This is a genomic window from Variovorax flavidus (genome assembly GCF_030317145.1).
Classification (GTDB): Bacteria; Pseudomonadota; Gammaproteobacteria; order Burkholderiales; family Burkholderiaceae_C; genus Variovorax; species Variovorax flavidus.
In genome coordinates this window covers 848466-870741 of the sequence record NZ_JASZYE010000003.1, presented here as the reverse complement: position 1 = coordinate 870741, position 22276 = coordinate 848466, and the positions used below count along the sequence as shown (strand labels likewise).

Below are 22276 nucleotides of genomic sequence, written 5' to 3'. Positions count from 1 at the left end.
CCGGCGAGGGGGTGGGCGGCTACACGAAGCGAGCCAACCCGAGGGGTGCTAATTGCTCTTGGCTTCGGCCTTGCCCTCGTAGCGCTTGCTCCATTCGGCAAGGATGCGCTCGCGATTCTTGGCTGACCAGTTCAGGTCGTTCTTGGCCAGCAGCTTTTCGTAGTTCTCCGGAATGCCTTCCAGCTTCTTTGCCACGCCGGGATAGGCGACGATCGCCCACCAGTTGGAGGTGACCTGGTTGGCTTCCTTGCTGGCCATCCAGTCGGCCAGGCGCTTGGCCTGTTCCATCTTCTTGGTGGTCTTCATGACACCGGTGGCCTCGATGTCCCAGCCCAGGCCTTCCTTGGGGAAGACCAGTTCGACCGGTGCGCCCGACTTCTTCACCTGATGCGCGCGGAATTCGAAGGAAATGCCGATCGGGAATTCCCCGGCGCCGGCCTGCTTGCAGGGCTTGGAACCCGAATGCACGTACTGCGCGATGTTTTCATGCAGGGCGTCCATGTATTTCCAGCCCTCGGGCTCGCCCCACATCTGCAGCCACGCGGCCACGTCGAGGTAGCCGGTGCCGCTGGAAGCCGGGTGCGGCATCACGATCGCGCCCTTGTAGATGGGCTTCGTGAGGTCCTTCCAGCTCTCGGGCTTGGGCAGGCCGCGCTTCTGGGCTTCGACCGTGTTGAAGCAGATCGTCGCGGCCCAGACGTCCATGCCGACCCAGGCGGGCGGGCTCTTGCTGTCCGAATAGGCGGGCGTCAGCGCCTTGAAGCCCTTCGGCTCATACGCGGCGAGCATGCCTTCCTGGTCAAGGAGGGCGAGGCTGCTGGCTGCGACCCCGGCCACCACATCGGCCTGGGGATTGGCCTTCTCGGCCAGCAGCTTGGCGGTCACGATGCCGGTGGAGTCGCGAACCCACTTCACTTCGATGTCGGGATTGGCCTTCTCAAAGCCGTCCTTGTAGAGCTTCATCGCATCGGTTTCGAGGGCGGTGTAGACGAGAAGTGGCGTCCGTTGCTGGGCCAGCGCGGCACCCGTGGCAAAGGCAAGCATGGCGGCGCACAGGGCGATCGCGAGAGGACGCGCGCTCTTTCGTGTGTTCATCGTTTTCTCCGGTAGAGAGGGGGTTGGAGTGATCACGGCCCAAGCTCTTGACTGGCTTCGGTGGGTTCAATGTAGGTTGTCGATTGGAGACTGTCAATAAAAAATTGTTGACAGTTGACGATATGGGGCGAAAAATGCGTTCCATGCAAACGAACAAATCGACCGCCGCCCTGGCTTTCCTGCAATCCAGTTCGCTGCCGATGCTGGTGCAGGAGGAGATCGAGCGATTGATCATGACGGGCGAACTGGCGGTCGGGAGCCGCATCAACGAGAGCGAGTTGTCGCTGCGTTTCAGCACCAGCCGCGGCCCTATCCGGGAGGCTCTGCGCGCGCTGGAAGAAGCGGGCCTCGTGCGCAACGAGAAGAACCGCGGCGTGTTCGTGCGCGAGATCGCGTTCGAGGAAGCCGACGAGATCTACGAACTGCGCGAGGCGCTGGAAGAAATCATCGGCCGCCGCGTCACGCGCGCCATCGCACCGGATGCGCTCGAGCGCCTCAAGGCCATGCTCGACCCCATGAAATCCGCCGCGCAGGCGGAGGACCTGGAGCAGTACGCGCAACTCAACCTCCAGTTCCACGAAATCCTGCTCGACACCGCCGGCAGCCAGAAGCTGACCGAGACCTACAAGCGCCTCATCAAGGAGTTGTCCCTCTTTCGCATGCGTGCGCTCGACGGCGGCGGTGGCTTGCGCGTGTCGGTCGACGAACACCGCGAGATCGTCGAAGCCATCGCTTCCGGCGATGCCGAGCGGGCGGGCCGCGTGATGCGCGAGCACGTCGCCGGCAGCCGCTCGCGAATGCACAAGGCGTTGGGCCGCACTGATTCGGCGCCAACCGCGCCCCTGACTCACTCACCTACCAAGGAAGCTTGAAATGACAACGGAGACCATCGAAGTCAACGCCAGGAACTACCGCTGGATGAGCCGGCCCGTGGTCGTGGTGTGCGTGGACGGCTGCGAGCCCGCCTATCTCGACGCCGCAGTCGCGGCAGGCGTGGCGCCGTACCTCGCGCGCATGATGAAGACGGGCGCCAATCTGCTGGCGGATTGCGTGGTCCCTTCGTTCACCAACCCCAACAATCTGTCCATCGTCACGGGCGCACCGCCGGCGGTGCATGGCATCTGCGGCAACTACTTCTTCGACCGCGAGCTGGGCGAGGAAGTCATGATGAACGATCCCAAGTACCTGCGCGCCGGCACCGTCCTGGCCGCATTCGCGGACGCGGGCGCCAAGGTGGCCGTGGTCACGGCCAAGGACAAGCTGCGCAAGCTGCTCGGCAACCATATGAAGGGCATCTGCTTCTCGTCCGAGAAGGCCGACCAGGTGACGATGGCAGAGAACGGCATCGACAACGTGCTCGATCTCGTCCGCATGCCGGTGCCTTCGGTGTACAGCGCCGAGCTGTCCGAGTTCGTCTTCGCCTCCGGCGTCAAGCTCATGGAGACGCGCCGCCCCGACCTGATGTACCTGTCGACCACCGACTACGTGCAGCACAAGGCCGCCCCCGGCAGCGCTGCCGCGAATGCCTTCTACGCGATGATGGACCGCTACCTCGCGCAGCTCGACGAACTCGGCGCGACCATCGTGCTCACGGCCGACCACGGCATGAACGACAAGCACGACAGCGAAGGCAAGCCCAACGTGATCTACCTGCAGGACGTGCTGGACGGCTGGTACGGCGTCGACAAGGCGCGCGTGATCCTCCCGATCACCGATCCCTACGTGGTGCACCACGGCGCGCTCGGGTCCTTCGCGACCGTCTATGCGCCTGACGAGGCCACCGCCGCCCAATGGATCCTGCGTATCAAGGAAGTGCAGGGCATGGAGTCGGTGCTCTCCCGCGCCGAAGCCGCCAAGCGCTTCGAGCTGCCGCCGGACCGCATCGGCGACATCGTTGTCGTGAGCGAACGCAACACCGTGATCGGCACCTCCGCCAGCCGTCACGATCTCTCCGCGCTCGAAGTGCCGCTGCGCTCGCATGGCGGCGTCTCCGAGCAGCGCGTGCCGCTGATCTGCAACCGGCCCGTCAACGGCATCGCGAGCAGCCGTCGCCTGCGCAACTTCGACGCGCTCGACCTCGCCCTGAACCACGCCCAGTAACGTCGCACGGAAGCATCACGATGAGCCAGCCCATGCCGAAGCCAGCCGACATCCACATCGAAGCACTGCGCATTGCCGGCGAGCGCGTCTATCGCGACGAGGTGATCGAGGTCACCTATCCGTACACGGGCGAGGTGGTCGCCACCGTGCCCAAGGCGACGCTGGAAGATGTGCGCCGCGCCTACCGCATCGCGCGGGACTACAAGCCGACGCTGACGCGCTACGAGCGCTACAAGATCCTGATGCGCGCCGGCGAGCTCATCGCTTCGCGCCTCGACGAGATCTCGCGCACGATCACCCTCGAATCGGGACTCTGCCGCAAGGATTCGCTGTACGAGGTCGGCCGCGCCTCCGATGTGCTGCTCTTCGCCGCGAACCAGGCGCTGGTCGACGACGGGCAAGTGTTTTCCTGCGATCTCACGCACCACGGCAAGAGCCGCAAGGTCTACACGCTGCGCGAGCCGCTGCTGGGTGTCATCACGGCCATCACGCCTTTCAACCACCCGTTGAACCAGGTGATCCACAAGGTGGCGCCGGCCATCGCGACCAACAACCGCATCGTGCTCAAGCCCAGCGAGAAGACACCGCTGACGGCCTTCGTCCTCGCCGACATCCTGTACGAAGCGGGGCTGCCGCCGGAGATGCTCTCGGTCATCACAGGCGACCCGCGCGAGATCGCCGACGAGATGCTGACCCACCCCGACGTCGATCTCGTGACCTTCACCGGCGGCGTCGCGATCGGCAAGTACATCGCGGGCAAGGCCACGTACAAGCGCCAGATCCTCGAACTCGGCGGCAACGATCCCATCATCGTCATGGAAGACGCCGACATCGAGGAGGCTGCGACGCTCGCCGCCAGCGGCTCCTACAAGAACTCGGGCCAGCGCTGCACGGCGATCAAGCGCATGCTCGTGCACGAGGCCGTGGCGGACCGCTTCGTCGAACTGCTGGTGCAGAAGACCAAGGCGCTCAAGTACGGCGACCCCATGGATACGAACATGGACATGGGCACGGTGATCGACGAAGCCGCCGCGATCCAGTTCGAATCGGTGGTCAACGAAGCCATCGCCGCGGGCGCCAAGCTGCTGTGCGGCAACGTGCGCCGCGGCGCACTCTATTCGCCGACCGTGCTCGACCGCGTTGATCCGGAAATGACCGTGGCCAAACACGAGACCTTCGGCCCGGTGTCGCCCGTCATCCGCTTCGGCAGCATCGAGGAGGCGATCCGCATTTCCAACGGCACGGCCTACGGCCTGTCGTCGTCGGTGTGCACCAACCGGCTCGACTACATCACGCGCTTCATCCGCGAGCTCAACGTCGGCAGCGTGAATGTGCGCGAGGTGCCGGGCTACCGGCTGGAACTCACGCCCTTCGGCGGCATCAAGGACTCGGGCCTGGGCTACAAGGAAGGTGTGCTCGAGGCGATGAAGAGCTTCACCAACAGCAAGACCTATTCGCTCCCCTGGTAACCATGAGCCTCACCATTTCCGACATCGTCGGCCTGTTCGAATCGAAAGGCCACGCCCAGTACGACGGCGAGCCCGTGACGCAACTGGAGCATGCACTGCAGTCCGCCCATCTGGCCGAGCAGGAGGGCGCCGGCAGCGCCTTGATCACGGCCTCGCTGCTGCACGACCTCGGCCATCTGCTGCATGACTTCGGCGGTACGCCGACGCAGCAGGGCCTGGACGATCTGCACCAGTACCGCTGCCTGCCTTTTCTCCGTCCGCTGTTCGGTCCGGCAACGCTGGAGCCGATCCGGATGCACGTGGACGCGAAGCGCTTCCTCTGCGCCCGCGTGGCCGGATATCTCGAATCGCTGTCGCCGGACTCGAAGCGCAGCCTGGCGCTGCAAGGTGGCGTGTTCGACGACGCGCAGGCCAAGGCCTTCGAGGCTCAGCCCTTCGCCAGCGATGCGGTGCGCCTGCGCCGTTGGGACGACACGGCCAAGTCCGCCGACGCCATGGTGCCGGACCTGGCGCACTTCGTCCGGCACATGGAATCCTGCGCTGCCGATCATCGGCGTGCCGTAGCGGCCTAGTCCGGCATGCGTCCCTTCTGGATCGAGCAGGCGCTCTTCAAGGATGGCGAACTGGCGCCGGCCTTGCAAGGCGCGCAGCGTGCAGACATCTGCATCGTCGGAGGCGGCTTCACCGGGCTCTGGACGGCGATCCAGGCCAAGCAGCAGGACCCTTCCCTGGATATCGCGATCGTCGAGAGCGATCTCTGCGGCGCTGGCGCCAGTGGGCGCAACGGCGGCTGCCTCCTCACTTGGTCGGCGAAGTTCTTCACCCTGCGCCGGCTCTTCGGCGAAGCGGAGGCAATCCGTCTGGTGAAGGCCTCGGAGGCGGTGGTGGATCACATCGCCCGCTTCTGCCGCGAGCACGGCATCGATGCGGAATTGCGCCAGGACGGCACGCTCTACACCGCGACCTCGCAGGCCCAGATCGGCACCCTCGACCCTGTGATGCAGGCGCTGGAGAGTTGCGGCATCAAGTCCTACCACGCGCTCCCGCCGGAAGAGGTTGCGCGCCGCTCGGGCTCTGCGCGCAACCTGGCGGGCGTGTATTCACCAATCGCCGCGACCGTGCATCCCGGCAAGCTGGTCCGCGGCCTGCGTCGCGCCGCGCTGGCGATGGGCATCCGGATCTACGAGCGCAGCCCGATGCTGGATTTCAGCACCGGCCATCCCGTCACAGTGCGAACGCCCTGCGGCAGCATCGAGGCGAAGAAGCTGGTCCTGGCGATCAACGCCTGGATGGCGAGCACTTTCCCGCAGTTCGAGCGCACGATCGCAGTTGTGTCGAGCGACATGGTGATCACCGAACGATGCCCGGAGCTGCTCCGGCAGAGCGGTCTGGTCGACGGTGTCTCCGTTCTTGATTCACGCACCTTTGTCTACTACTACCGCAGCACGGTCGACGGGCGGCTCATGCTGGGCAAGGGCGGCAACACCTTCTCGTGGGGCGGGCGCATCGCGCCGGTCTTCGACCAGCGGTCGCCCTACGAGGCGGAGCTGACGGATGCGCTGCATTCGTTCTTCCCGGCCTTGCGGGACACGCCCATCACTGCCAGTTGGAACGGTCCGTCGGACCGGTCCGTCACGGGATTCCCCTTCTTCGGCAAGCTGGATGGCGCGCCGCACATCCTCTACGGGTTCGGCTATTCGGGCAACGGCGTCGGGCCGAGTTACATGGGCGGCCAGATCCTGTCGTCCATGCTGCTCGACCAGGACAACGCCTGGACCCGGAGCCCCCTGACGAAGGGGCCGCTCGGGCACTTTCCGCCGGAGCCGATCCGCTATGTCGGATCGATCGTGGTTCGCAACGCGATCCGCCGCAAGGAGCGGGCGGAAGACGAAAACCGCCAACCGTGGCTCGTCGACCGGATGCTCAGCAAGTTCGCGAACGCTGCGGGCAAGTCCGACAAGGCCTGAGCCTCGAGGGAGGGACATGACCTCCCACGTCATCGACCCGCGGCGCTGTCGTTGCGACCATTCATTCACCCCGCGCCGTTGCGGGTCGTGAACACCGAAAGGAATCGCCATGAACACCGCCACTCCCGATGCCAGCCATGTCGCCGAGCACTACATCGCCGTCTGGAACGAGACCGACGAAGCCCGTCGGCTGAAGCTGCTCGAAACCCACTGGGCCGACGATGCGCAGTACGTCGATCCCATCATGCAGGGCAGCGGCCGCACGCAGATCAGCGCGCTGGTCGGCGGCGTGCACCAGCGCTACCCGGGCTTCCGCTTTGCACTCAAGGGCCAGCCCGACGGCCATGGCGACCAGTTGCGCTTCTCGTGGACCCTCGGCCCGAGCGGCTCGGAAGATCTGATCGAGGGAACCGACTTCGTGCAACTCGAGGCCGGCAAGCTGCGCTCGGTCACGGGCTTCCTCGACAAGGTGCCGACCGGAGCCTGATGCAAGGGCGCAGGCGGTCGGATCTACAGCCCGACGGCTTGCGCCTGTTCGAGTTCCCGCCGGATCAGCGAAGCGCTCTCCGGCCGCACCAGGCGCCCGACCTCCTTGCCATCCCGCATGAAGATCAGCGTGGGCCACAACTTGACCCGGAACGACCGACCCAGAGGCCGCCCGCTCCCATCCTCGATCTTGAGATGACGCAGCCCTGGCGCGTCGGCCAGTCCATCGGCGAGCAGCGGTTGCGCCGCCTTGCAGAACCCGCACCACGGCGTTCCAAATTCGACCAACGTGAGACCAGGAAGGGCGTCGACCTCGGCGCGCGAAGGTTCAACGTTTGCGTAGCTTTGATTCATCGCAAGATTCTGCGCGACCATCAGCAACCCCGCTCGCCCGGCCGGCGAATGCCCGGCCCCATCAGGAAACGCCGCGGAACCGGCTCCGCCGGTCCGCAGGCGTTGCCCCCGGTCGGGGGTAGGCGGCCACACGAAGTGGGCAAGCCTGGGGGCGAGCCTAACTGATCAGTCTTCCATTGGCACTGATGACCGCCACATCCACGAACTGGTTGCCTTCGCGGTTCCTGGGCCCGAAATTGATCTTGACGCCGCCAAGGTCGAAGCCCTCGATGCGTTCCAGACCCGCCAGCACGGCGGCGCGCGTCGGTGACGGGCCCGCGCGGCGCAGGCCTTCGGCCAGCACGTACGCGTCCATGTAGCCCTCCAGGCTCGGCAGCGAAAACTCCTTGGCGCCGCTCGCCAGCATGTCGGCCTGATAGCGACGCACGAGCTCGAACTTGGTCGCGTAAGGCGAGGGCACGACGATTGCGAAGCCCAGCCCATGGGCGAGGTCGCCCATCGCGCCCAGCGAGCCGGCCGTGATCGACAGGCCGTAGGCGCTGCTCTTGCCGCCCGCGGCGCGGAATGCACGCACGAAGGCGGGCGCGGTGCCGGCCAGGCCGATGATGACGATCTGCGGCTTTGCCTCGGCGATCTGCTTCGCCGCGGCCTCGACTTCCATGCTGGTGGTGCTCGGCGTGCTGGCGATCACCGCCGGCTCGAGCTTGGCCTTGGCCAGCGAAGCCTTGAATCCGGCGAGCAGCGACTGCCCCAGCGGATCGTTCGAATAGACGATGCCGATGCGCGACTGGCCGAGCACGGCTGCGGTCGCGATGAGCTTGTCGATTTCCTGGTCGTAATTGGCGCGCACCCAGAAGGTGTTGGGCGCGGCCTTCTTGCGCAGCGACACCGTTCCGGTGTTCGGGCCGACCACCGCCATGCCGGGAACCGCATCGCTCACCTCCGCCGTCTGGCGCGTGCCCAGCGGATGGATCATGGCGAGCACCGAGTTGTCGGCGTGGAAGGCCAGCGCGTTGGACTTGGCGAGGTCGGGCTTGAACTGGTCGTCGGCCAGTACGAGCTCGACCTTGGTGCCGTTGATCCCGCCTGCGCGATTGAGCGCATTGAAGTATGCAGACGACCCGAGGAACAGTCCCGTGCCGTTGGCTTTCTCGACGCTGCTGTTGTCGAAGGTCGCGCCGATGCGGATGGACTTGGCCTGCGCAAACACCGGCAGTCCCATGCTGGCCGCCGCGGCGACGCCGGTCATCCGGGTCAGGACTTGGCGCCTCGTCGGCTTGGGCGACAAGGAAAAGGTACGGGCCTCGGATGCGCTCATGGTCAAACGTCCCAGTCATGCCGCCGATCCGGCGCGCAGGTAGTTATAGACAAACGATAACAATAGAAACTAAATGTAAATGAGTCGAGCGCGGAAGGAAAGTGCCGTGTGGCGAAGAGCACGAACCAAAGTGTGAGATTTCCGCCGGCGACGGCGGCCGTGAGGCTCAGGAACCCGGGCGCCGGCTCGGTGACAGCCTGCGATAGACGGTCGCGCGGCTGATGCCCAGCGCGCGCGCCGCTTCCGCGACATTGCCGCGCGCGTCGTCCACCGCCTTGCGGATCAGCTCGGTTTCGACGTCGCGCAGGCGCGGCCGGGGCGTTCCGGCAACCGCAGCCGACGCCGGCAAGGACCGGTTGCCGAGTTGTGGCCGGGCCTGGACGCGCAGGCCCGACCAGAGCGGTACTTCGAGCACCGCGTCGCCGCGTCGTGCTGCGTCGAACAGCATCTGCGGCGGCAGTGCGAAGAGGTCGTTGCAGTTCAGCGCAGGACGAGCGCCCAGCGGCTGATGGAGCATGTGGCGCGCCGCGGCGTTGGCGCCCGTCACATTGCCGTCTGCATCGATGCAGAGCAGCCCTTCGGTGTCCGCGCCGGTCGCGCAGCCCGGCCAGCCGATGCGCAGCAGCAGGTCGCATGAATGGCTCTGCACGAGCGTGTTCTCGATGCTGCGTGCCGACAGCGCAGCCAGGTGTCGCAACTCGGGCCGTTCGACCACCTGCACGCCGGTCAGGTCCAGCATGCCGATGCATTCGCCTTGCGGCCCGAACAGGGGGGCGCCCGCGCAGCTGTAGATGCTGGTGTCATGAAAGAAGTGTTCCCCGCGGTGCAGCCATACGGACTCATGCTCGGCGAGTGCCGCACCGATCGCCGTGGTGCCGACCGCGCGCTCCGACAGGTCGACCCCGATCCGCGCGATGTCGCGCGCATGTTGGGCCGCCGCGTCGCTGCCGCCCGGCAGGGCGCCGACGTCGACCACGATGCCGTCGGCGTCGGTCAGGATCGCGAAGTAGCGCGTGTCGGCGATCGCGCGGGACAAGCGGTCGAGCACCGGCCGTGCGGCCGCGACCAGCGCCCGGTTGCGCTCGGCAACATGCCGCGCTGACGATGCCGAGACCGGATCGAAGCTCACGCGCTGCCGGGGGTCGTGGCCCACCGCCAGGCAGCGCTGCCACGAGCGCACCAGCCAGGGCTCCACCCGTGCAACCGGCATGCCGGACGCGGGTTCGCCTTCGATCCATTCGCGCCGTGCCTGGGCGATGGAGAGAGAACGCTCGGGCAGGGGCGAAGCGGAGGAAACGGTCATCGTGTGGTTCGGGCCTGAAGCGGCGCCGTGTCTGGGCTCGCCGAAGAGCGAGCTGTTTCATTTTGAGAATTTAAGGACCAAGGCGCAAGCGGCTAGGGTTTTGCCTAGGATGATGGTCAGGTCGCACGGCCAAGATTCAATTGGCCGAAATCAGCCATCACCTACAACGGAGACAGCCACATGCAGGTTCCTTTCACGGTCAACGGCCGCGAGGTCACGGTCGACGCGCCCCCCAACACCTTTCTCGTGCACGCGATCCGCGAGCATCTGCACCTCACCGGCACGCATGTCGGTTGTGACACCGCGCAGTGCGGCGCCTGCACCGTGCACGTCAACGGACGCGCGATCAAGTCGTGCAACGTGCTGGTCGCGCAGGTGGCTGGCGCTCACATCACCACCATCGAAGGCATCGCCCAGCCCGACGGCACGATGCATCCCATGCAGGCCGCCTTCAAGGAGTGCCACGGCCTGCAATGCGGCTTCTGCACGCCCGGCATGGTGATGAGTGCCATCGACCTCTGCACGCACCATCCCAAGTCGAGCGAAACCGAAATCCGCGAGTTGCTCGACGGCAACCTGTGCCGCTGCACCGGCTACCAGAACATCGTGAAGGCCGTGCAGATGGGCGGCGAAGCGATGGCCGCTGCCCCTGCCAAGGCAACGGCTTCGGCCTGAGGAGCACGACATGGGTGCATCCGATTTCGCAGGCCTCCCGCACATCGGCGAGGCCCTCCGGCGCAAGGAAGACTATCGCTTCCTGACTGGCGCAGGCCAGTACACCGACGACGTGACGATGGGCAACCAGAGCCACGCCGTGTTCGTGCGCTCGCCGCATGCGCACGCGAAGATCAAGTCCGTCGACATCGCCGAAGCCGCGAAGATGCCGGGCGTGGTCGGCATCTTCAGCGGCAAGGACATCGAGGGCAAGATGGGTGGCCTGCCTTGCGGCTGGCTCATCAACAATCCTGACGGCACGCCGATGAAGGAACCGCCGCACCCGATCCTCGCGATCAACAAGGTGCGCTACGTGGGCGACCACGTCGCGATGGTGGTGGCCGAGACCGTGGAGCAGGCGAAGAACGCCGCCGAAGCCGTGGTCGTCGACTATGAAGTGCTGACCCCGCTGGTCAGCGTGGCCGATGCCGCGAAGAAGCAGAGCGGCGTCACCATCCACGACGAGTCGCCCGACAACCAGTGCTACAAGTGGGCAATCGGCGACAAGGCGGCTGTCGATGCCGCATTCGCCACCGCGGCGCACGTCACCAAGCTCGACCTGGTCAACAACCGCCTGATCCCCAACCCGATCGAGCCGCGCGTCGCCATCGGCAACTACAGCCGCGGAAACGACGAGTACACGCTCTACGTTGCCAACCAGAACCCGCACGTCGAGCGGCTCCTGATGACGGCTTTCGTGCTCGGCCTGCCCGAGCACAAGGTGAGGGTGATCGCTCCCGACGTGGGCGGCGGCTTCGGTTCCAAGATCTTCCTCTACGCGGAAGACGTGTGCCTGACCTGGGCCGCGAAGCAGCTCAACCGCAGCATCAAGTGGACAGCCGAGCGCTCCGAGTGCTTCCTCTCCGACGCGCATGGCCGCGACCATGTGAGCCATGCCGAGATGGCGATGGATGCGCAAGGCAAGTTCCTCGCGCTGCGCGTGCACACCGACGCCAATCTCGGCGCGTACCTGTCGACCTTCGCGACGGCGGTGCCGACCATCCTCTACGCGACCTTGCTCGCGGGGCAGTACGCCACGCCGCAGATCTACGTGGAGGTCGATGCGTGGTTCACCAACACCGCGCCGGTCGATGCCTACCGCGGCGCGGGCCGGCCTGAAGCCACCTATCTGCTCGAACGGCTGGTGTCGCGCTGCGCCTGGGAAATGAACCAGGGCCAGGACGAGATCCGCAAGCGCAACTTCATCAGCAGCTTCCCCTACCAGACGCCGGTGGCGCTGCAGTACGACACGGGCGACTTCCATGCCTGCATGGACAAGGCCAAGGCGCTGGCCGACGTGGCGGGGTTTGCGCAACGCAAATCCGCGAGCGAGGCCAGGGGGCGGCTCAGGGGCATCGGCTACTCCAGCTACATCGAGGCTTGCGGCATCGCCCCGTCGAACATCGCGGGCGCGCTCGGTGCGCGCGCCGGCCTGTTCGAGTGCGGCGAGATCCGCGTGCATCCGACGGGCAGCGTCACGGTGTTCACGGGCTCGCACAGCCATGGCCAGGGCCACGAAACCACCTTCGCGCAGGTCGTCGCAGCGCGGCTCGGCATCGCCGTCGAGGCGGTGGACGTGGTGCACGGCGACACCGGCCGCGTGCCCTTCGGCATGGGCACCTACGGTTCGCGGTCGATCTCGGTCGGCGGTGCGGCGATCATGAAGGCGCTCGACAAGATCGAAGCCAAGGCCAAGAAGATCGCGGCGCACCTGATGGAGGCGAGCGATGCCGACATCGAGTTCGCCAATGGCGAGTTCACGGTGAAGGGCACCGACAAAAAGATCCCCTTCGGCCAGGTTGCGCTGACAGCCTACGTGCCGCACAACTATCCGCTCGACAAGCTGGAACCGGGCCTGAACGAAACCGCCTTCTACGACCCGACCAACTTCACCTTCCCGGGCGGCACCTATATCTGTGAAGTTGAGATCGACAAGCAGACGGGCGAAGTCAAGATCGACCGCTTTTCCGCGGTCGACGACTTCGGCACCATCATCAATCCGATGATCGTGGAAGGGCAGGTTCTCGGTGGGCTGGTGCAAGGCATCGGCCAGGCGCTGATGGAGAACTGCGTCTACGACAACGAGACCGGCCAGCTGCTCACCGGCAGCTTCATGGACTACGCCATGCCGCGTGCCGACGACTTCCCCATGTTCAAGCTGGACACGGTGTGCACGCCCTGTACCCACAACCCGCTCGGAACCAAGGGCTGCGGTGAAGCCGGCGCCATCGGCTCGCCGCCGGCGGTGATCAATGCCGTGCTCGACGCGCTGGCGCCGCTCGGCGTCAAGGACTTCGACATGCCGGCGTCGCCGCATCGCGTCTGGGAGGCGATGCAGAAGGGCAGCGTGAGCGCCACGCAGCAGCCGCAGCAGCCGTCGCTGGCCGCCAGCACCCAAGGCCGTCCCGCGCCCTGAACACCAGAAGGAAAAAACACCATGTACGCCTTCACCCTCGAACGCCCCACCACCCTGGCGGACGCCGTCAAGCTCGCCGCTGCGGGTGCCAAGCCGCTGGCCGGCGGCCAGACCCTTCTGGCCTCGATGAAGCTGCGCCTGTCTGCGCCCGAGCAACTCGCCGACCTGAGCGGCGTCAAGGAGCTCACCGGCATCACCAAGGAGGGCAACGCCTTCTTGATTGGCGCGATGTCGCGGCATCTCGATGTCGCGAACAACGCCGAGATCAAGGCCGCTTACCCGGCGCTGGCCGATCTCGCTTCGCGCATCGGCGACCGGCAGGTACGCGCCATGGGCACCCTGGGCGGTTCCGTTGCCAACAACGATCCGGCCGCCTGCTATCCCAGCGCGGTGCTCGGCTCGGGAGCGACCATCGTCACCACGCAGCGGGAAATCGCTGCGGACGATTTCTTCCTGGGCCTCTTCACCACCGCCCTGACGGATGGCGAGCTGATCAAGGCCATCCGCTTTCCGATCCCGAAGCGCGCCGCGTATGAAAAACTGCGCCAGAAGGCCTCGAACTTCCCGCTGGTCGGCGTCTTCGTCGCACAGTACGACGGCGGAGTGCGCGTCGCGGTCACGGGTGCGGGCAACGGCGTGTTCCGGCACAAGGGTCTGGAAGACGCGCTGGCAAGGAGCTTCACGTCCGAATCGGCGGCCGCCGTGAAGATCGATTCGAGCGATCTCAACAGCGACCTGCACGCCTCGGCCGCCTACCGTGGCAACCTGATCAGCGTGCTGACGCAGCGAGCGGTCGCCAAGGCGCTCGGCTAAGCTGTAGAAATGACCGAGACCACGCCTGCCACGACCGCACCGTTCCCCACCATCGACGCGGTTGTGCAGGCGCTGCAAGGCGCCGGCTATTACGCTGATCGGCGGCTTGCGACGGCGGTGTATCTCGCGCTCAAGCTCCAGCGTCCCTTGCTGCTGGAAGGCGAGCCCGGTGTCGGCAAGACCGAACTCGCCAAGGCGCTGTCGACTGCGCTCCAGCGGGAGCTGTTGCGCCTGCAGTGCTATGACGGGCTCGAGCAGCGCGAGGCACTCTATGAATGGAACTACGCGGCGCAGCTCCTGCACATGCGCGCGGCCGAGGCCCACGGTGCTTCGAGCGACATCGAATCCGAGGTCTATCAGCCGCGCTACCTGATCCGCAGGCCGCTGCTGGAGGCGTTGCAGGCGCCGGCACCCGGCGCTGTGCTCCTGATCGACGAGGTCGATCGTGCCGACGAGCCTTTCGAGGCCTTCCTGCTCGAATACCTGGGCGAGTACCAGGTCAGCATTCCCGAACTGGGGACGGTGCGCGCGCTGGTGCCGCCGGTCACGCTGCTGACCAGCAACCGCACGCGCGAACTCAACGATGCCGTCAAGCGGCGCTGCCTCTACCACTGGCTCGACTACCCCGAGCGCGAGCGCGAGCTGGCGATCGTGCGGGCGCAGGTGCCGCAGGCGGGGGAAGTGCTTTCCGGGCAGGTCGCGGCCTTCGTCGGACGGCTGCGCAGCGCCCCCTTCGCGAGCGCATTCCAGCGCGGACCGGGCATCGCGGAGAGCGTCGAATGGGCCAAGGCGCTGGTCGCGCTCGACACCATCGAGCTCGATCCCGAGATCGTGGTCGACACCGCCGGCATCCTTTTCAAGCAGCGCGACGACGTCGCCGCGCTGACGCACGAGCTTGCGTCGGATCTCCTCAAGCCCGAGGAGGAGGCCGCCCCTTGAGCACCCGCGTCCAGCAGCTGGGTGATGCGCGGCGAGGCAAGCTCGCGAGCAACCTGCTGGGCTTCGGCCGCGCGCTGCGGCGTGCCGGCGTGCGCACCGATTCCATGCGCATCGCGCTCGCCGCCGAGGCGGCCACGCTGGTCGGCGTCGAGAACCGTCTCGACCTCGCGGCCGCGATGGAGGCCGTGATGATCAGCCGCGAGGAGGACCGGCTGGTGTTCCGCGAACTCTTCGATGCCTGGTTTCGCGACCCGGAGCTTGCCAACAAGCTGCTGGCCCAGATGCTGCCGAGCGCCGAAGGCAAGGCCGAGCCGTCGAAGCGCCGGCCACGCGTTCGCGAGGCGCTCGCTGCGCCGCGCGATACCGTCAAGCCCGCACAGACCGATCGCGAGGTCGACTTCGATGCCGCCATGACGGCGAGCGACCGGCTGCGGGTGCACCACGCCGACTTCAACGCGCTCGGCGCTGCGGAGTACCGATTGGTGGAGCGTCTGGCCCGCGACATCGCGCTGCCGATCCCGACGCTGCCCGCGCGCCGCCTGCGTCTGATCGGTGACGCCGGCGCCCATTCGCGCATGCACTGGCCCGGCGTGCTGCACGAGGCGGCTCGCACTGGCGGCGAGATCATGCGGCTGCCGCGGTGGTCGCGCCGCAAGCAACCCCTGCCGCTGCTGGTGCTGGTCGACGTGTCCGGCTCGATGGAGCGCTATGCGCGCTTGCTGCTCGCCTTTCTCCACGCTTCGACGCGGCGCTCCGGTCGGCGCGACGTCTTCGCATTCGGCACGCACCTGACCGACCTGACCCCGGCCTTCCGCATTGCCGACACCGATGCGATGCTGGCCGCGGCCAGCGAAGCCATCGACGACTTTGCGGGCGGCACGCGCCTGGGGGCATCGCTCGGCGAGCTGCGCCGGCGTCATGCGCGCCGCCTCACCGGCCGTCGCACGCTCGTGCTGGTGATCAGCGACGGCCTGGACACCGGCGAGCCCGAAACGCTGGAGAACGAGTTGCTCTGGCTCAAGCGCCATTCGCGACGCGTGCTGTGGCTCAACCCGCTGCTGCGTTACGAGGGCTACGCGCCGCTGGCGCGCGGCGCGGCCATGTTGCACCGCCATGCAGACGCGATGCTCGCAGTCCACAATCTCAGTGCTCTGGAAGAACTGGCCACGAGCCTGGCCAGGTTGATGCGGTCCGGCCGATAGCGGCGGCGCCGCGCAACACACCACCAAAAAAAGGAATCCACCATGGAAATGCTCGGCAATCGCAGGCTTGGCGTCACGCAGCAGCAGGCGTGGGAAGCACTGAACGATCCTGAAACGCTGAAGAAATGCATCCCCGGCTGCGACAAGTTCGAGCTGACCGGCGAGAACCAGTACACCGTCGCGCTCGCCGTCAAGATCGGCCCCGTGTCGGCCAAGTTCAACGGCAAGGTCAGCCTGGCGGACATCGCACCGCCCGACAGCTACAAGCTGTCCTTCGAAGGGCAGGGCGGCGTCGCGGGTTTCGCCAAGGGCGCGTCGAGCGTGTCGCTCAAGCCGGTCGCGGATGGCGGCGAAGGCTGCGAACTCGACTACACGGTGCAGGCCCAGGTCGGCGGCAAGATCGCCCAGCTCGGCCAGCGCCTGATCGACGGCGCGGCCAAGTCGACCGCCGACGATTTCTTCAAGCGCTTCGAAGCCGAGATGCAAAGCCGCTACGGCCCGCCGCCCGCTGAAGCGCCCGCGGAGGAAGCGCCGGCGGAAAAGACGGGCGCCGTGGCCGGCTTCATGCAGAAGCTCGGCATCGGCAGGAAGTCCGACAAGGCTGCCGACGAAAAGACAGACGAGAAGCCAGGCGAATAAGGCGCCTCGGAAAGCGGGATACAGATATGGAAAACCTCGACGTCATGGTGCTTCGCACCCTGCGCGACTGGCGTCTGGCCGGTCGTCGCGCGCTGCTCTCCACCGTGGTTCGCACCTGGGGATCGTCGCCCCGTCCCATTGGCTCGATCATGGCGCTGGCCGAGGACGGCGCGGTCGTCGGATCGGTCTCGGGCGGCTGCATCGAAGACGACCTGATCGCGCGCTACAGCCGTGCGCACGGTGGCGATGGCGCGATGCCGTCCGGTGCACCGGCGCTCGTCAAGTACGGCATCACCGCCGACGAGGCGCATCGTTTCGGGCTGCCCTGCGGCGGCACGCTGGAACTGCTGCTCGAGTACGACCCCGATCCCGCCTCGCTGGAGAAGCTGGTCGCGGCGCTCGAGCAGGGCCTGCTCATGCAGCGCACGGTGGCGCTTGCCGACGGCGCCGTCACGCTCGCCGAGGCAGCATCGCCTGCCGAGCTGTCGGTCAACGACACCGAGCTGGTCAACACCTTCGGCCCCGAGTACCGCATGCTCCTGATCGGCGCCGGCCAACTGGCCGAATACCTCGCGACGATGGCGAAGTTCAGCGGCTTCGCGGTGACCTTGTGCGACCCGCGCACCGAGTACCACACCGCCTGGTCCCTGCCGGGCGTGGCGATCACCACCGAGATGCCCGACGACGCCGTGACGGCTTTCAAGCCCGATCGCCGGACCTGCGTGGTCGCACTCACGCACGACCCCAAGCTCGACGATCTCGCATTGCTCGAAGCCTTGAACAGCGAGGCCTTCTACGTCGGCGCCATAGGCTCCCGCCGGAATGCCGAGGCGCGGCGCGAACGCATGATCGATCACTTCGACCAGACCGAGGCATCGCTCGCGCGCCTGCGCGGGCCGATCGGCATCTACATCGGCAGCAAGACGCCGCCCGAGATCGCGGTGAGCGTGATGGCGGAGATCCTGGCTGTGAAGAATGCGGTCGCGCTGCCGCGCGAGGCGGCCGTTGCCGTGGCCAAGGCGGCCGTCGAATAACCGCGGGGAATCAGTGCTTGCTGGGGTGGAAGAGCCCGCCGAGGAAGGTGCTGCTCCGCCCCATGGCCCTTTGCGTGTCCTTGGATTCGCGCGCTTCGAGCCTGGCCATCGAGAAGACGAAGAAGGCTGCGACGAGCACGACGCAGACGCCGGCCGCGATCAACAGGCCCATCCACGATCCCAGGTAGTAGGCCAGGGCAAGGACGCCGAGATTGGCAAGCAGGATGATGGCGCGCATGGCGGAGCAGGCTATCAGAGAAGCCCCGGCAGACCGCGTGAAATAGTGCACAAAACGGCAGGCCCTCCGGGTTATTCGGCGGCGCCCGCAGGATGGCGCGCCGAGTCGTCGAATGCGTGGAGCAGCACGGACGTGAGGCCATGCATCGACATGGTGGAAGCCTGCATTGGCAGGAGGCCTCGTGTGAAGCCGGCAGCTTCGAATCGCTTCAGGAGCTGCGGGTCGTCGCTGATGATGTGAACGGGCACATCCCATGATGCGCCGCGGCCGCTCACGCTCGCCATCGGCTGGTGGTCGCCGATCACGATCGTCAGCATGTTCGGTGGGGCGCGGCCTGACAGGTAGTCGCCGAGCCACTCGAAGGTGTAGGCCAGCGAATCGAGATAGGCGCGGACCGGCTCCAGCCATGACAGCGGCTCGGCGACGGCCCGCGCCACCTGGTCCGGTGTGAAGGCATCGGCGCCAAGCAGCCGGTCCCAGTCGGGCACGTAGGGCGCCAGGGGGCGAAACGGCGCGTGGCTGGCCAATGTCGGGAAGACAATCAGGCGCGGTGCGCGCGGGGCGGGTGTGATGGCCAGCTCCTGTGACTGCATCAACGCGACCGACGCCTGGTCCGGAATGCGCCAGTGGCCGAAACCCGGGCCGCCGTAGCCCATGTTGTTCGCATCGACGTAGCGGTCGAAGGCATAGAAGCTGCCTTCGGGCCAGGGCCGTTGCAGTCCCGGCATCCAGCTCACGGTGCGGTAGCCATGGGCCTTGAAGTGCCGCACGAGGGTGGGTCGTTGCGTAGCGAGCAGCAGTTCGTAGTCCCCAGGCTTCTGCATGTCGACACCGCTCAGGAGTTCGGCGTGGGCGAGCCATGAAGCGCCACCGTAGGTGGGTGAACGCACCCGCGCCGACACCACCTGTCGTCCGCCTGCCCGCAGGGCTTCGGCGAGCCGCGCACGGTGCGGTGCGAGCGCGGCAGCCTGGGCGGGGTCGTCGAGTGTCGTGACGCCGTAGGACTCCGCGAAGATCAGCAGAACGTCGGCGCCGCCGAGTGCGCCCAGATGCGTGTCGAAGGTCGGGCTGGGCGAGAGCCGCGTCGAGCCGCCGTCGGGCCACAGTTGGGCTGCAAGCAATCCGGCCTGTCTGGCAATGATGGGCGTCACCGGCATCGAGAAGAACCAGCGTGTGTCGCGTCCTCCCATGCCGTGCGCCGTGAAAGTCGCCAGCAGAAGGACGCCGACGACGCCGATCGCCGGACGCGGCCGGCGCCACGCGAGTTCGCGCGCGATGGCCGCCCAGCACCGGTGAGCGATCCGGTACACGAGCCACACCACCGCCACCGCAACGGCCGCACCCAGCGCGATCTGCCATCCCGCGACGTTGCCCATGCGAAGCACGTCGAACAGATGACGGCCGTCCCAATACAGGTTGATCTGCCGGCCGAAGACCGCCGATGCAGTGACCTCCACATAGCGCGTGACGACCCAGAAGGTGGTGAGGAGCGCCAGCGCGCGCAACATCCGCGCGCTTGCGGTGCCGCGCGCGGCCAGCCATGCCGTGAGCGCGAGCGCCGCCATGCACAACTCGAAGGACAGGCGCAGGCCCGGTCGCGCCCACAACGTCGGCCAGATGTTCTCGAGCGTGAACATCGCATCAAGCACCACGAAGGGCAGGCCAAAGCGCAGGAGCCATCGCGCCCATCCGGGCCAGGGCACGGCGCCAGGCGGCGGGGGATGCCGGCCGCCGGCAGTCACTTGCGCTGGGCCTCGAATTCGATGATGAGCGGCACCTCGTCGCCAACCCACTCGTTGCTCACGCCGTAGTTCATGCCGAAGCTGCTGCGCTTGAAACTGCCGCGCGCCGACACGCCCATCGTGTAGACCTTGTCGATCGGCGAGGGGCCGCTCTTGTTCCAGGTCGCGGTGAGCGTCAGCGGCTGCGGCCGGCCCAGCAGTTCGAGCTGGCCGGGGATCTCGAAGCTGCGGTCGCCGGTCCGCCGGGCGGTGGCCGCCGTGAACACCATGCGCGGGAACTCGCTGGCGTTGAGGAAATCCGCGCTTTTCAGATGTTGGTCACGCCTGGCGTAGTTGCTGAACACGCTCTGCGTGTCGACCTCGATGCGCACGTTGCCGAGCGTGCCGGTGCTTTCGTCGAAGCTGTAGCTGCCGCGCGCCGCGCGAAACATCCCGAGCACCTTGGCGTAGCCGAGATGGTCGACCATGAAGGCGACGGTGATGTGATTCGGGTCGAGCTCGTAGCGCGCCGGTTCGGCCCGCGCCCGCGAGGCCAGCACCATCAGCGGGAGCAGGGCAAGGCACAGCAGCCGCATGGGCGAAGCATTCATGGTGCAGCCTCCAGGGGGGAATGGCGACGACGGGCCAGCCAGACGATGTCCATTCCGAAGGACGCGCTCAGGGCGGCCAGGCTGGCGGCGGCAATGACCTGGCTCCAGGCGACCGGGACGATGGGGCCGAGACACACGATCAGGCTGGTGATCTGCGCCACGCACACGGCCTTGCGCCGCTGGCTCGCCGGCAACGGTCGGGCCAGCCAGGGCCAGGCCGCGGCGGCCAGCACGAACACGTAGCGCATGAGACCGGCCGCCATGATCCACATGCCGGCCTTGTCGAAATGAAGCACCAGCAGACACAGGACGAGCACCATCAGCGCATCCGTCTCCATGTCGAAGCGCGCGCCGAATTCGCTGGCGAATCCGCGCGCCCGTGCCAGCGGTCCGTCCAGTGCATCGAGCAGCGCGGCGGTCGTGGCGATGACGATGGTCGCCCAGGCGATTGCAGCGGCGTCGGCAGACGGTTCGCCGACGCCGGCTGCGAGCAGTGCCACGAGCGCCAGGCGCACCAGCGTCACCCGGTTGGCGGGGCCGAAGCGCAGATTGGGCGAATGCTCCAGAAGACCGCGCTGGACGATGGCGAAGGCCGCGATGAACAGCCCCACAGCCTTGACGTGAAACCACGGACCCAGTCCAGCCAGCAGCCCGGCGCCGCCGGCGAGCAGCGTCAGCAGCACGAGGCAGGCCAGGGCCTCGCGCCAGGCGTCATGCCGCAGTGCTGCCGCGGGGCTCGACGGGAATACGCGACGGTCGTTGGAGGACTGCGAAGTCATCGTCTTAAGATCGCCTTCCATCGGCTTGAACAGGGATCGCTCGCGGCCAGCGAGCGCCAAAAGCAGCATGCCAGCATATCCGTCCCACGTGTTTTCAGGTGAGTCAAGGGCTTGCTGGATCGAGGCGCCCGGCCGGGCGGCGATCCGCAGTGCCGAAGTCCATGCACCCGCCGCCGGTGACGTGCTGGTGCGGGCGCTGCACAGCGGCATCAGCCGCGGGACGGAGATGCTCGTCTATGGCGGCGAGGTGCCGGCCACCGAGTTCGACCGGATGCGGGCGCCGTTTCAGGAGGGCGACTTCCCGGCGCCGGTGAAGTATGGCTATGCCAGTGTGGGAGTGGTGGAGCAGGGGGCGGACGCGCTCCTGGGCCGTACCATCTTCTGCCTTTATCCGCACCAGACCCGCTACGTCGTGCCGGCCAATGCCCTGCACCTGGTTCCCGAAGGCGTGCCTGCCGCGCGTGCCGTGCTGGCCGCCAACATGGAAACGGCCGTCAATGCCCTGTGGGATGCGACGCCCCGCATCGGCGATCGCATCGCCGTGGTGGGCGGGGGCGTGGTGGGGCTTCTCGTGGCGTGGCTGGCTGCGCGGTTGCCGGGTTGCGCGGTCGAGTTGATCGACTTGAACCCCTCGCGTCGCGGGGTGGCGGAAGCACTGGGCCTGGCATTTGCGAGCCCGCAGGATGCGAAGCCGGAAGCCGACCTCGTCGTGCATGCGAGCGGCAGTGCGCAAGGGCTTGTCACCGCATTGCATCTGGCGGCGTTCGAGGCCACCGTGATCGAGATGAGCTGGTACGGCAGTCGCGAAGTCGCGCTTCCGTTGGGAGAAGCCTTCCACGCGCGGCGCCTCACGCTGAAGAGTTCACAAGTGGGCCATGTGGCCGGTGCCCAGCGCGCGCGCTGGAACCATCACCGCAGGCTCGCGCTGGCCTTGTCGCTGCTGCGCGATCCGGTGCTCGACGTGCTCATCACCGACAGCGCCCCATTCGACGAGCTGCCGGATGTGCTCGCGCGCCTTGCCGCAGGTGCACCCGACACCCTGTGCCAGCGTATCGACTACCCCTGAACCCCATCGCAA

At 66.8% G+C, this 22276-nt stretch carries 22 protein-coding genes; 14 read left to right on the top strand and 8 right to left on the bottom strand.

Translation table 11 applies throughout. The annotated features are described in order from the left end of the window. Positions 1 to 48: 48 nt before the first annotated feature. A complete protein-coding gene (locus QTH90_RS19380) occupies positions 49 to 1095 on the bottom strand; it encodes a putative 2-aminoethylphosphonate ABC transporter substrate-binding protein (RefSeq protein WP_444814739.1) in 1047 nt (348 codons plus the stop codon). 143 nt (positions 1096 to 1238) lie between these two features. Here QTH90_RS19380 and QTH90_RS19375 point away from each other — a divergent pair, with 143 nt between their 5' ends. From QTH90_RS19375 to QTH90_RS19350, 6 genes are all read left to right on the top strand, one after another. After that, a complete protein-coding gene (locus QTH90_RS19375) occupies positions 1239 to 1967 on the top strand; it encodes a phosphonate utilization associated transcriptional regulator (protein WP_286666183.1) in 729 nt (242 codons plus the stop codon). A gap of 1 nt (position 1968) precedes the next feature. Beyond that, positions 1969 to 3195, top strand: coding sequence for a phosphonoacetate hydrolase (gene phnA, locus QTH90_RS19370; protein ID WP_286666182.1), 1227 nt, complete (start codon positions 1969 to 1971; stop codon positions 3193 to 3195). A gap of 32 nt (positions 3196 to 3227) precedes the next feature. Then, a complete protein-coding gene (gene phnY, locus QTH90_RS19365) occupies positions 3228 to 4664 on the top strand; it encodes a phosphonoacetaldehyde dehydrogenase (protein ID WP_444814738.1) in 1437 nt (478 codons plus the stop codon). A 2-nt stretch (positions 4665 to 4666) separates the two neighbouring features. Beyond that, positions 4667 to 5236, top strand: coding sequence for a phosphonate degradation HD-domain oxygenase (locus tag QTH90_RS19360; RefSeq protein ID WP_286666180.1), 570 nt, complete (start codon positions 4667 to 4669; stop codon positions 5234 to 5236). Between the two features lie 6 nt (positions 5237 to 5242). Further along, positions 5243 to 6631 (top strand): FAD-dependent oxidoreductase, encoded by a 1389-nt coding sequence (locus tag QTH90_RS19355; protein ID WP_286666179.1) that lies wholly within the window; start codon positions 5243 to 5245, stop codon positions 6629 to 6631. 109 nt (positions 6632 to 6740) lie between these two features. Continuing rightward, complete coding sequence (locus QTH90_RS19350) at positions 6741 to 7118, top strand: nuclear transport factor 2 family protein (RefSeq protein WP_286666178.1); 378 nt, start codon at positions 6741 to 6743, stop codon at positions 7116 to 7118. A 23-nt stretch (positions 7119 to 7141) separates the two neighbouring features. Here QTH90_RS19350 and QTH90_RS19345 read toward each other — a convergent pair whose 3' ends face one another. The 3 genes from QTH90_RS19345 to QTH90_RS19335 all read right to left on the bottom strand — a co-directional run bounded on the left by QTH90_RS19345 (position 7142) and on the right by QTH90_RS19335 (position 10092). Next, positions 7142 to 7471 carry a thioredoxin family protein gene (locus tag QTH90_RS19345; protein WP_286666177.1) on the bottom strand — a complete coding sequence of 110 codons (330 nt, stop codon included), beginning with the start codon at positions 7469 to 7471 and terminating at the stop codon, positions 7142 to 7144. A gap of 157 nt (positions 7472 to 7628) precedes the next feature. Continuing rightward, complete coding sequence (locus QTH90_RS19340; protein WP_286666176.1) at positions 7629 to 8789, bottom strand: ABC transporter substrate-binding protein; 1161 nt, start codon at positions 8787 to 8789, stop codon at positions 7629 to 7631. Positions 8790 to 8955: 166 nt separating this feature from the next. Next, positions 8956 to 10092, bottom strand: coding sequence for a helix-turn-helix domain-containing protein (locus QTH90_RS19335; protein ID WP_286666175.1), 1137 nt, complete (start codon positions 10090 to 10092; stop codon positions 8956 to 8958). 180 nt (positions 10093 to 10272) lie between these two features. On the opposite strand from QTH90_RS19335, the gene QTH90_RS19330 reads away from it, so the two are divergent. Genes QTH90_RS19330 through QTH90_RS19300 form a run of 7 tightly spaced genes read left to right on the top strand, consistent with a single transcriptional unit; the run spans position 10273 to position 17849 of the window. Then, positions 10273 to 10767, top strand: a complete 495-nt coding sequence (locus QTH90_RS19330) for a (2Fe-2S)-binding protein (protein WP_286666174.1) — start codon at positions 10273 to 10275, stop codon at positions 10765 to 10767. 10 nt (positions 10768 to 10777) lie between these two features. After that, the gene (locus QTH90_RS19325; protein WP_286666173.1) at positions 10778 to 13222 is read left to right on the top strand and encodes a xanthine dehydrogenase family protein molybdopterin-binding subunit; all 2445 of its coding nucleotides are present in this window, start codon (positions 10778 to 10780) and stop codon (positions 13220 to 13222) included. Positions 13223 to 13243: 21 nt separating this feature from the next. After that, positions 13244 to 14035: an FAD binding domain-containing protein gene (locus QTH90_RS19320; RefSeq protein ID WP_286666172.1), complete on the top strand. Its 792-nt coding sequence runs from the start codon at positions 13244 to 13246 to the stop codon at positions 14033 to 14035. Positions 14036 to 14044: 9 nt separating this feature from the next. After that, positions 14045 to 14974 carry an AAA family ATPase gene (locus QTH90_RS19315; RefSeq protein WP_286666171.1) on the top strand — a complete coding sequence of 310 codons (930 nt, stop codon included), beginning with the start codon at positions 14045 to 14047 and terminating at the stop codon, positions 14972 to 14974. Beyond that, on the top strand, positions 14971 to 16176 hold the full coding sequence (locus QTH90_RS19310; RefSeq protein ID WP_286666170.1) for a vWA domain-containing protein: 1206 nt from the start codon (positions 14971 to 14973) through the stop codon (positions 16174 to 16176). The genes QTH90_RS19315 and QTH90_RS19310 overlap by 4 nt, the downstream gene beginning before the upstream one ends. Before the next feature lie 42 nt (positions 16177 to 16218). After that, a complete protein-coding gene (locus tag QTH90_RS19305; RefSeq protein WP_286666169.1) occupies positions 16219 to 16815 on the top strand; it encodes an SRPBCC family protein in 597 nt (198 codons plus the stop codon). A gap of 26 nt (positions 16816 to 16841) precedes the next feature. Next, positions 16842 to 17849: an XdhC family protein gene (locus tag QTH90_RS19300; protein WP_286666168.1), complete on the top strand. Its 1008-nt coding sequence runs from the start codon at positions 16842 to 16844 to the stop codon at positions 17847 to 17849. A gap of 10 nt (positions 17850 to 17859) precedes the next feature. Here the strand turns inward: QTH90_RS19300 and QTH90_RS19295 are convergent, their stop codons facing one another. The 4 genes from QTH90_RS19295 to QTH90_RS19280 all read right to left on the bottom strand — a co-directional run bounded on the left by QTH90_RS19295 (position 17860) and on the right by QTH90_RS19280 (position 21267). After that, positions 17860 to 18087, bottom strand: a complete 228-nt coding sequence (locus tag QTH90_RS19295; protein ID WP_286666167.1) for a hypothetical protein — start codon at positions 18085 to 18087, stop codon at positions 17860 to 17862. 71 nt (positions 18088 to 18158) lie between these two features. Then, complete coding sequence (locus QTH90_RS19290; RefSeq protein ID WP_286666166.1) at positions 18159 to 19829, bottom strand: sulfatase-like hydrolase/transferase; 1671 nt, start codon at positions 19827 to 19829, stop codon at positions 18159 to 18161. Continuing rightward, a complete protein-coding gene (locus tag QTH90_RS19285; RefSeq protein WP_286666165.1) occupies positions 19826 to 20419 on the bottom strand; it encodes a YceI family protein in 594 nt (197 codons plus the stop codon). Before QTH90_RS19285 ends, QTH90_RS19290 begins: the two co-directional genes overlap by 4 nt. Beyond that, positions 20416 to 21267, bottom strand: coding sequence for a CDP-alcohol phosphatidyltransferase family protein (locus tag QTH90_RS19280; RefSeq protein WP_286666164.1), 852 nt, complete (start codon positions 21265 to 21267; stop codon positions 20416 to 20418). The genes QTH90_RS19285 and QTH90_RS19280 overlap by 4 nt, the downstream gene beginning before the upstream one ends. Here QTH90_RS19280 and QTH90_RS19275 point away from each other — a divergent pair. Continuing rightward, positions 21266 to 22264 (top strand): zinc-dependent alcohol dehydrogenase, encoded by a 999-nt coding sequence (locus QTH90_RS19275; protein ID WP_286666163.1) that lies wholly within the window; start codon positions 21266 to 21268, stop codon positions 22262 to 22264. The genes QTH90_RS19280 and QTH90_RS19275 overlap by 2 nt on opposite strands. The last annotated feature ends 12 nt before the right edge of the window (positions 22265 to 22276 follow it).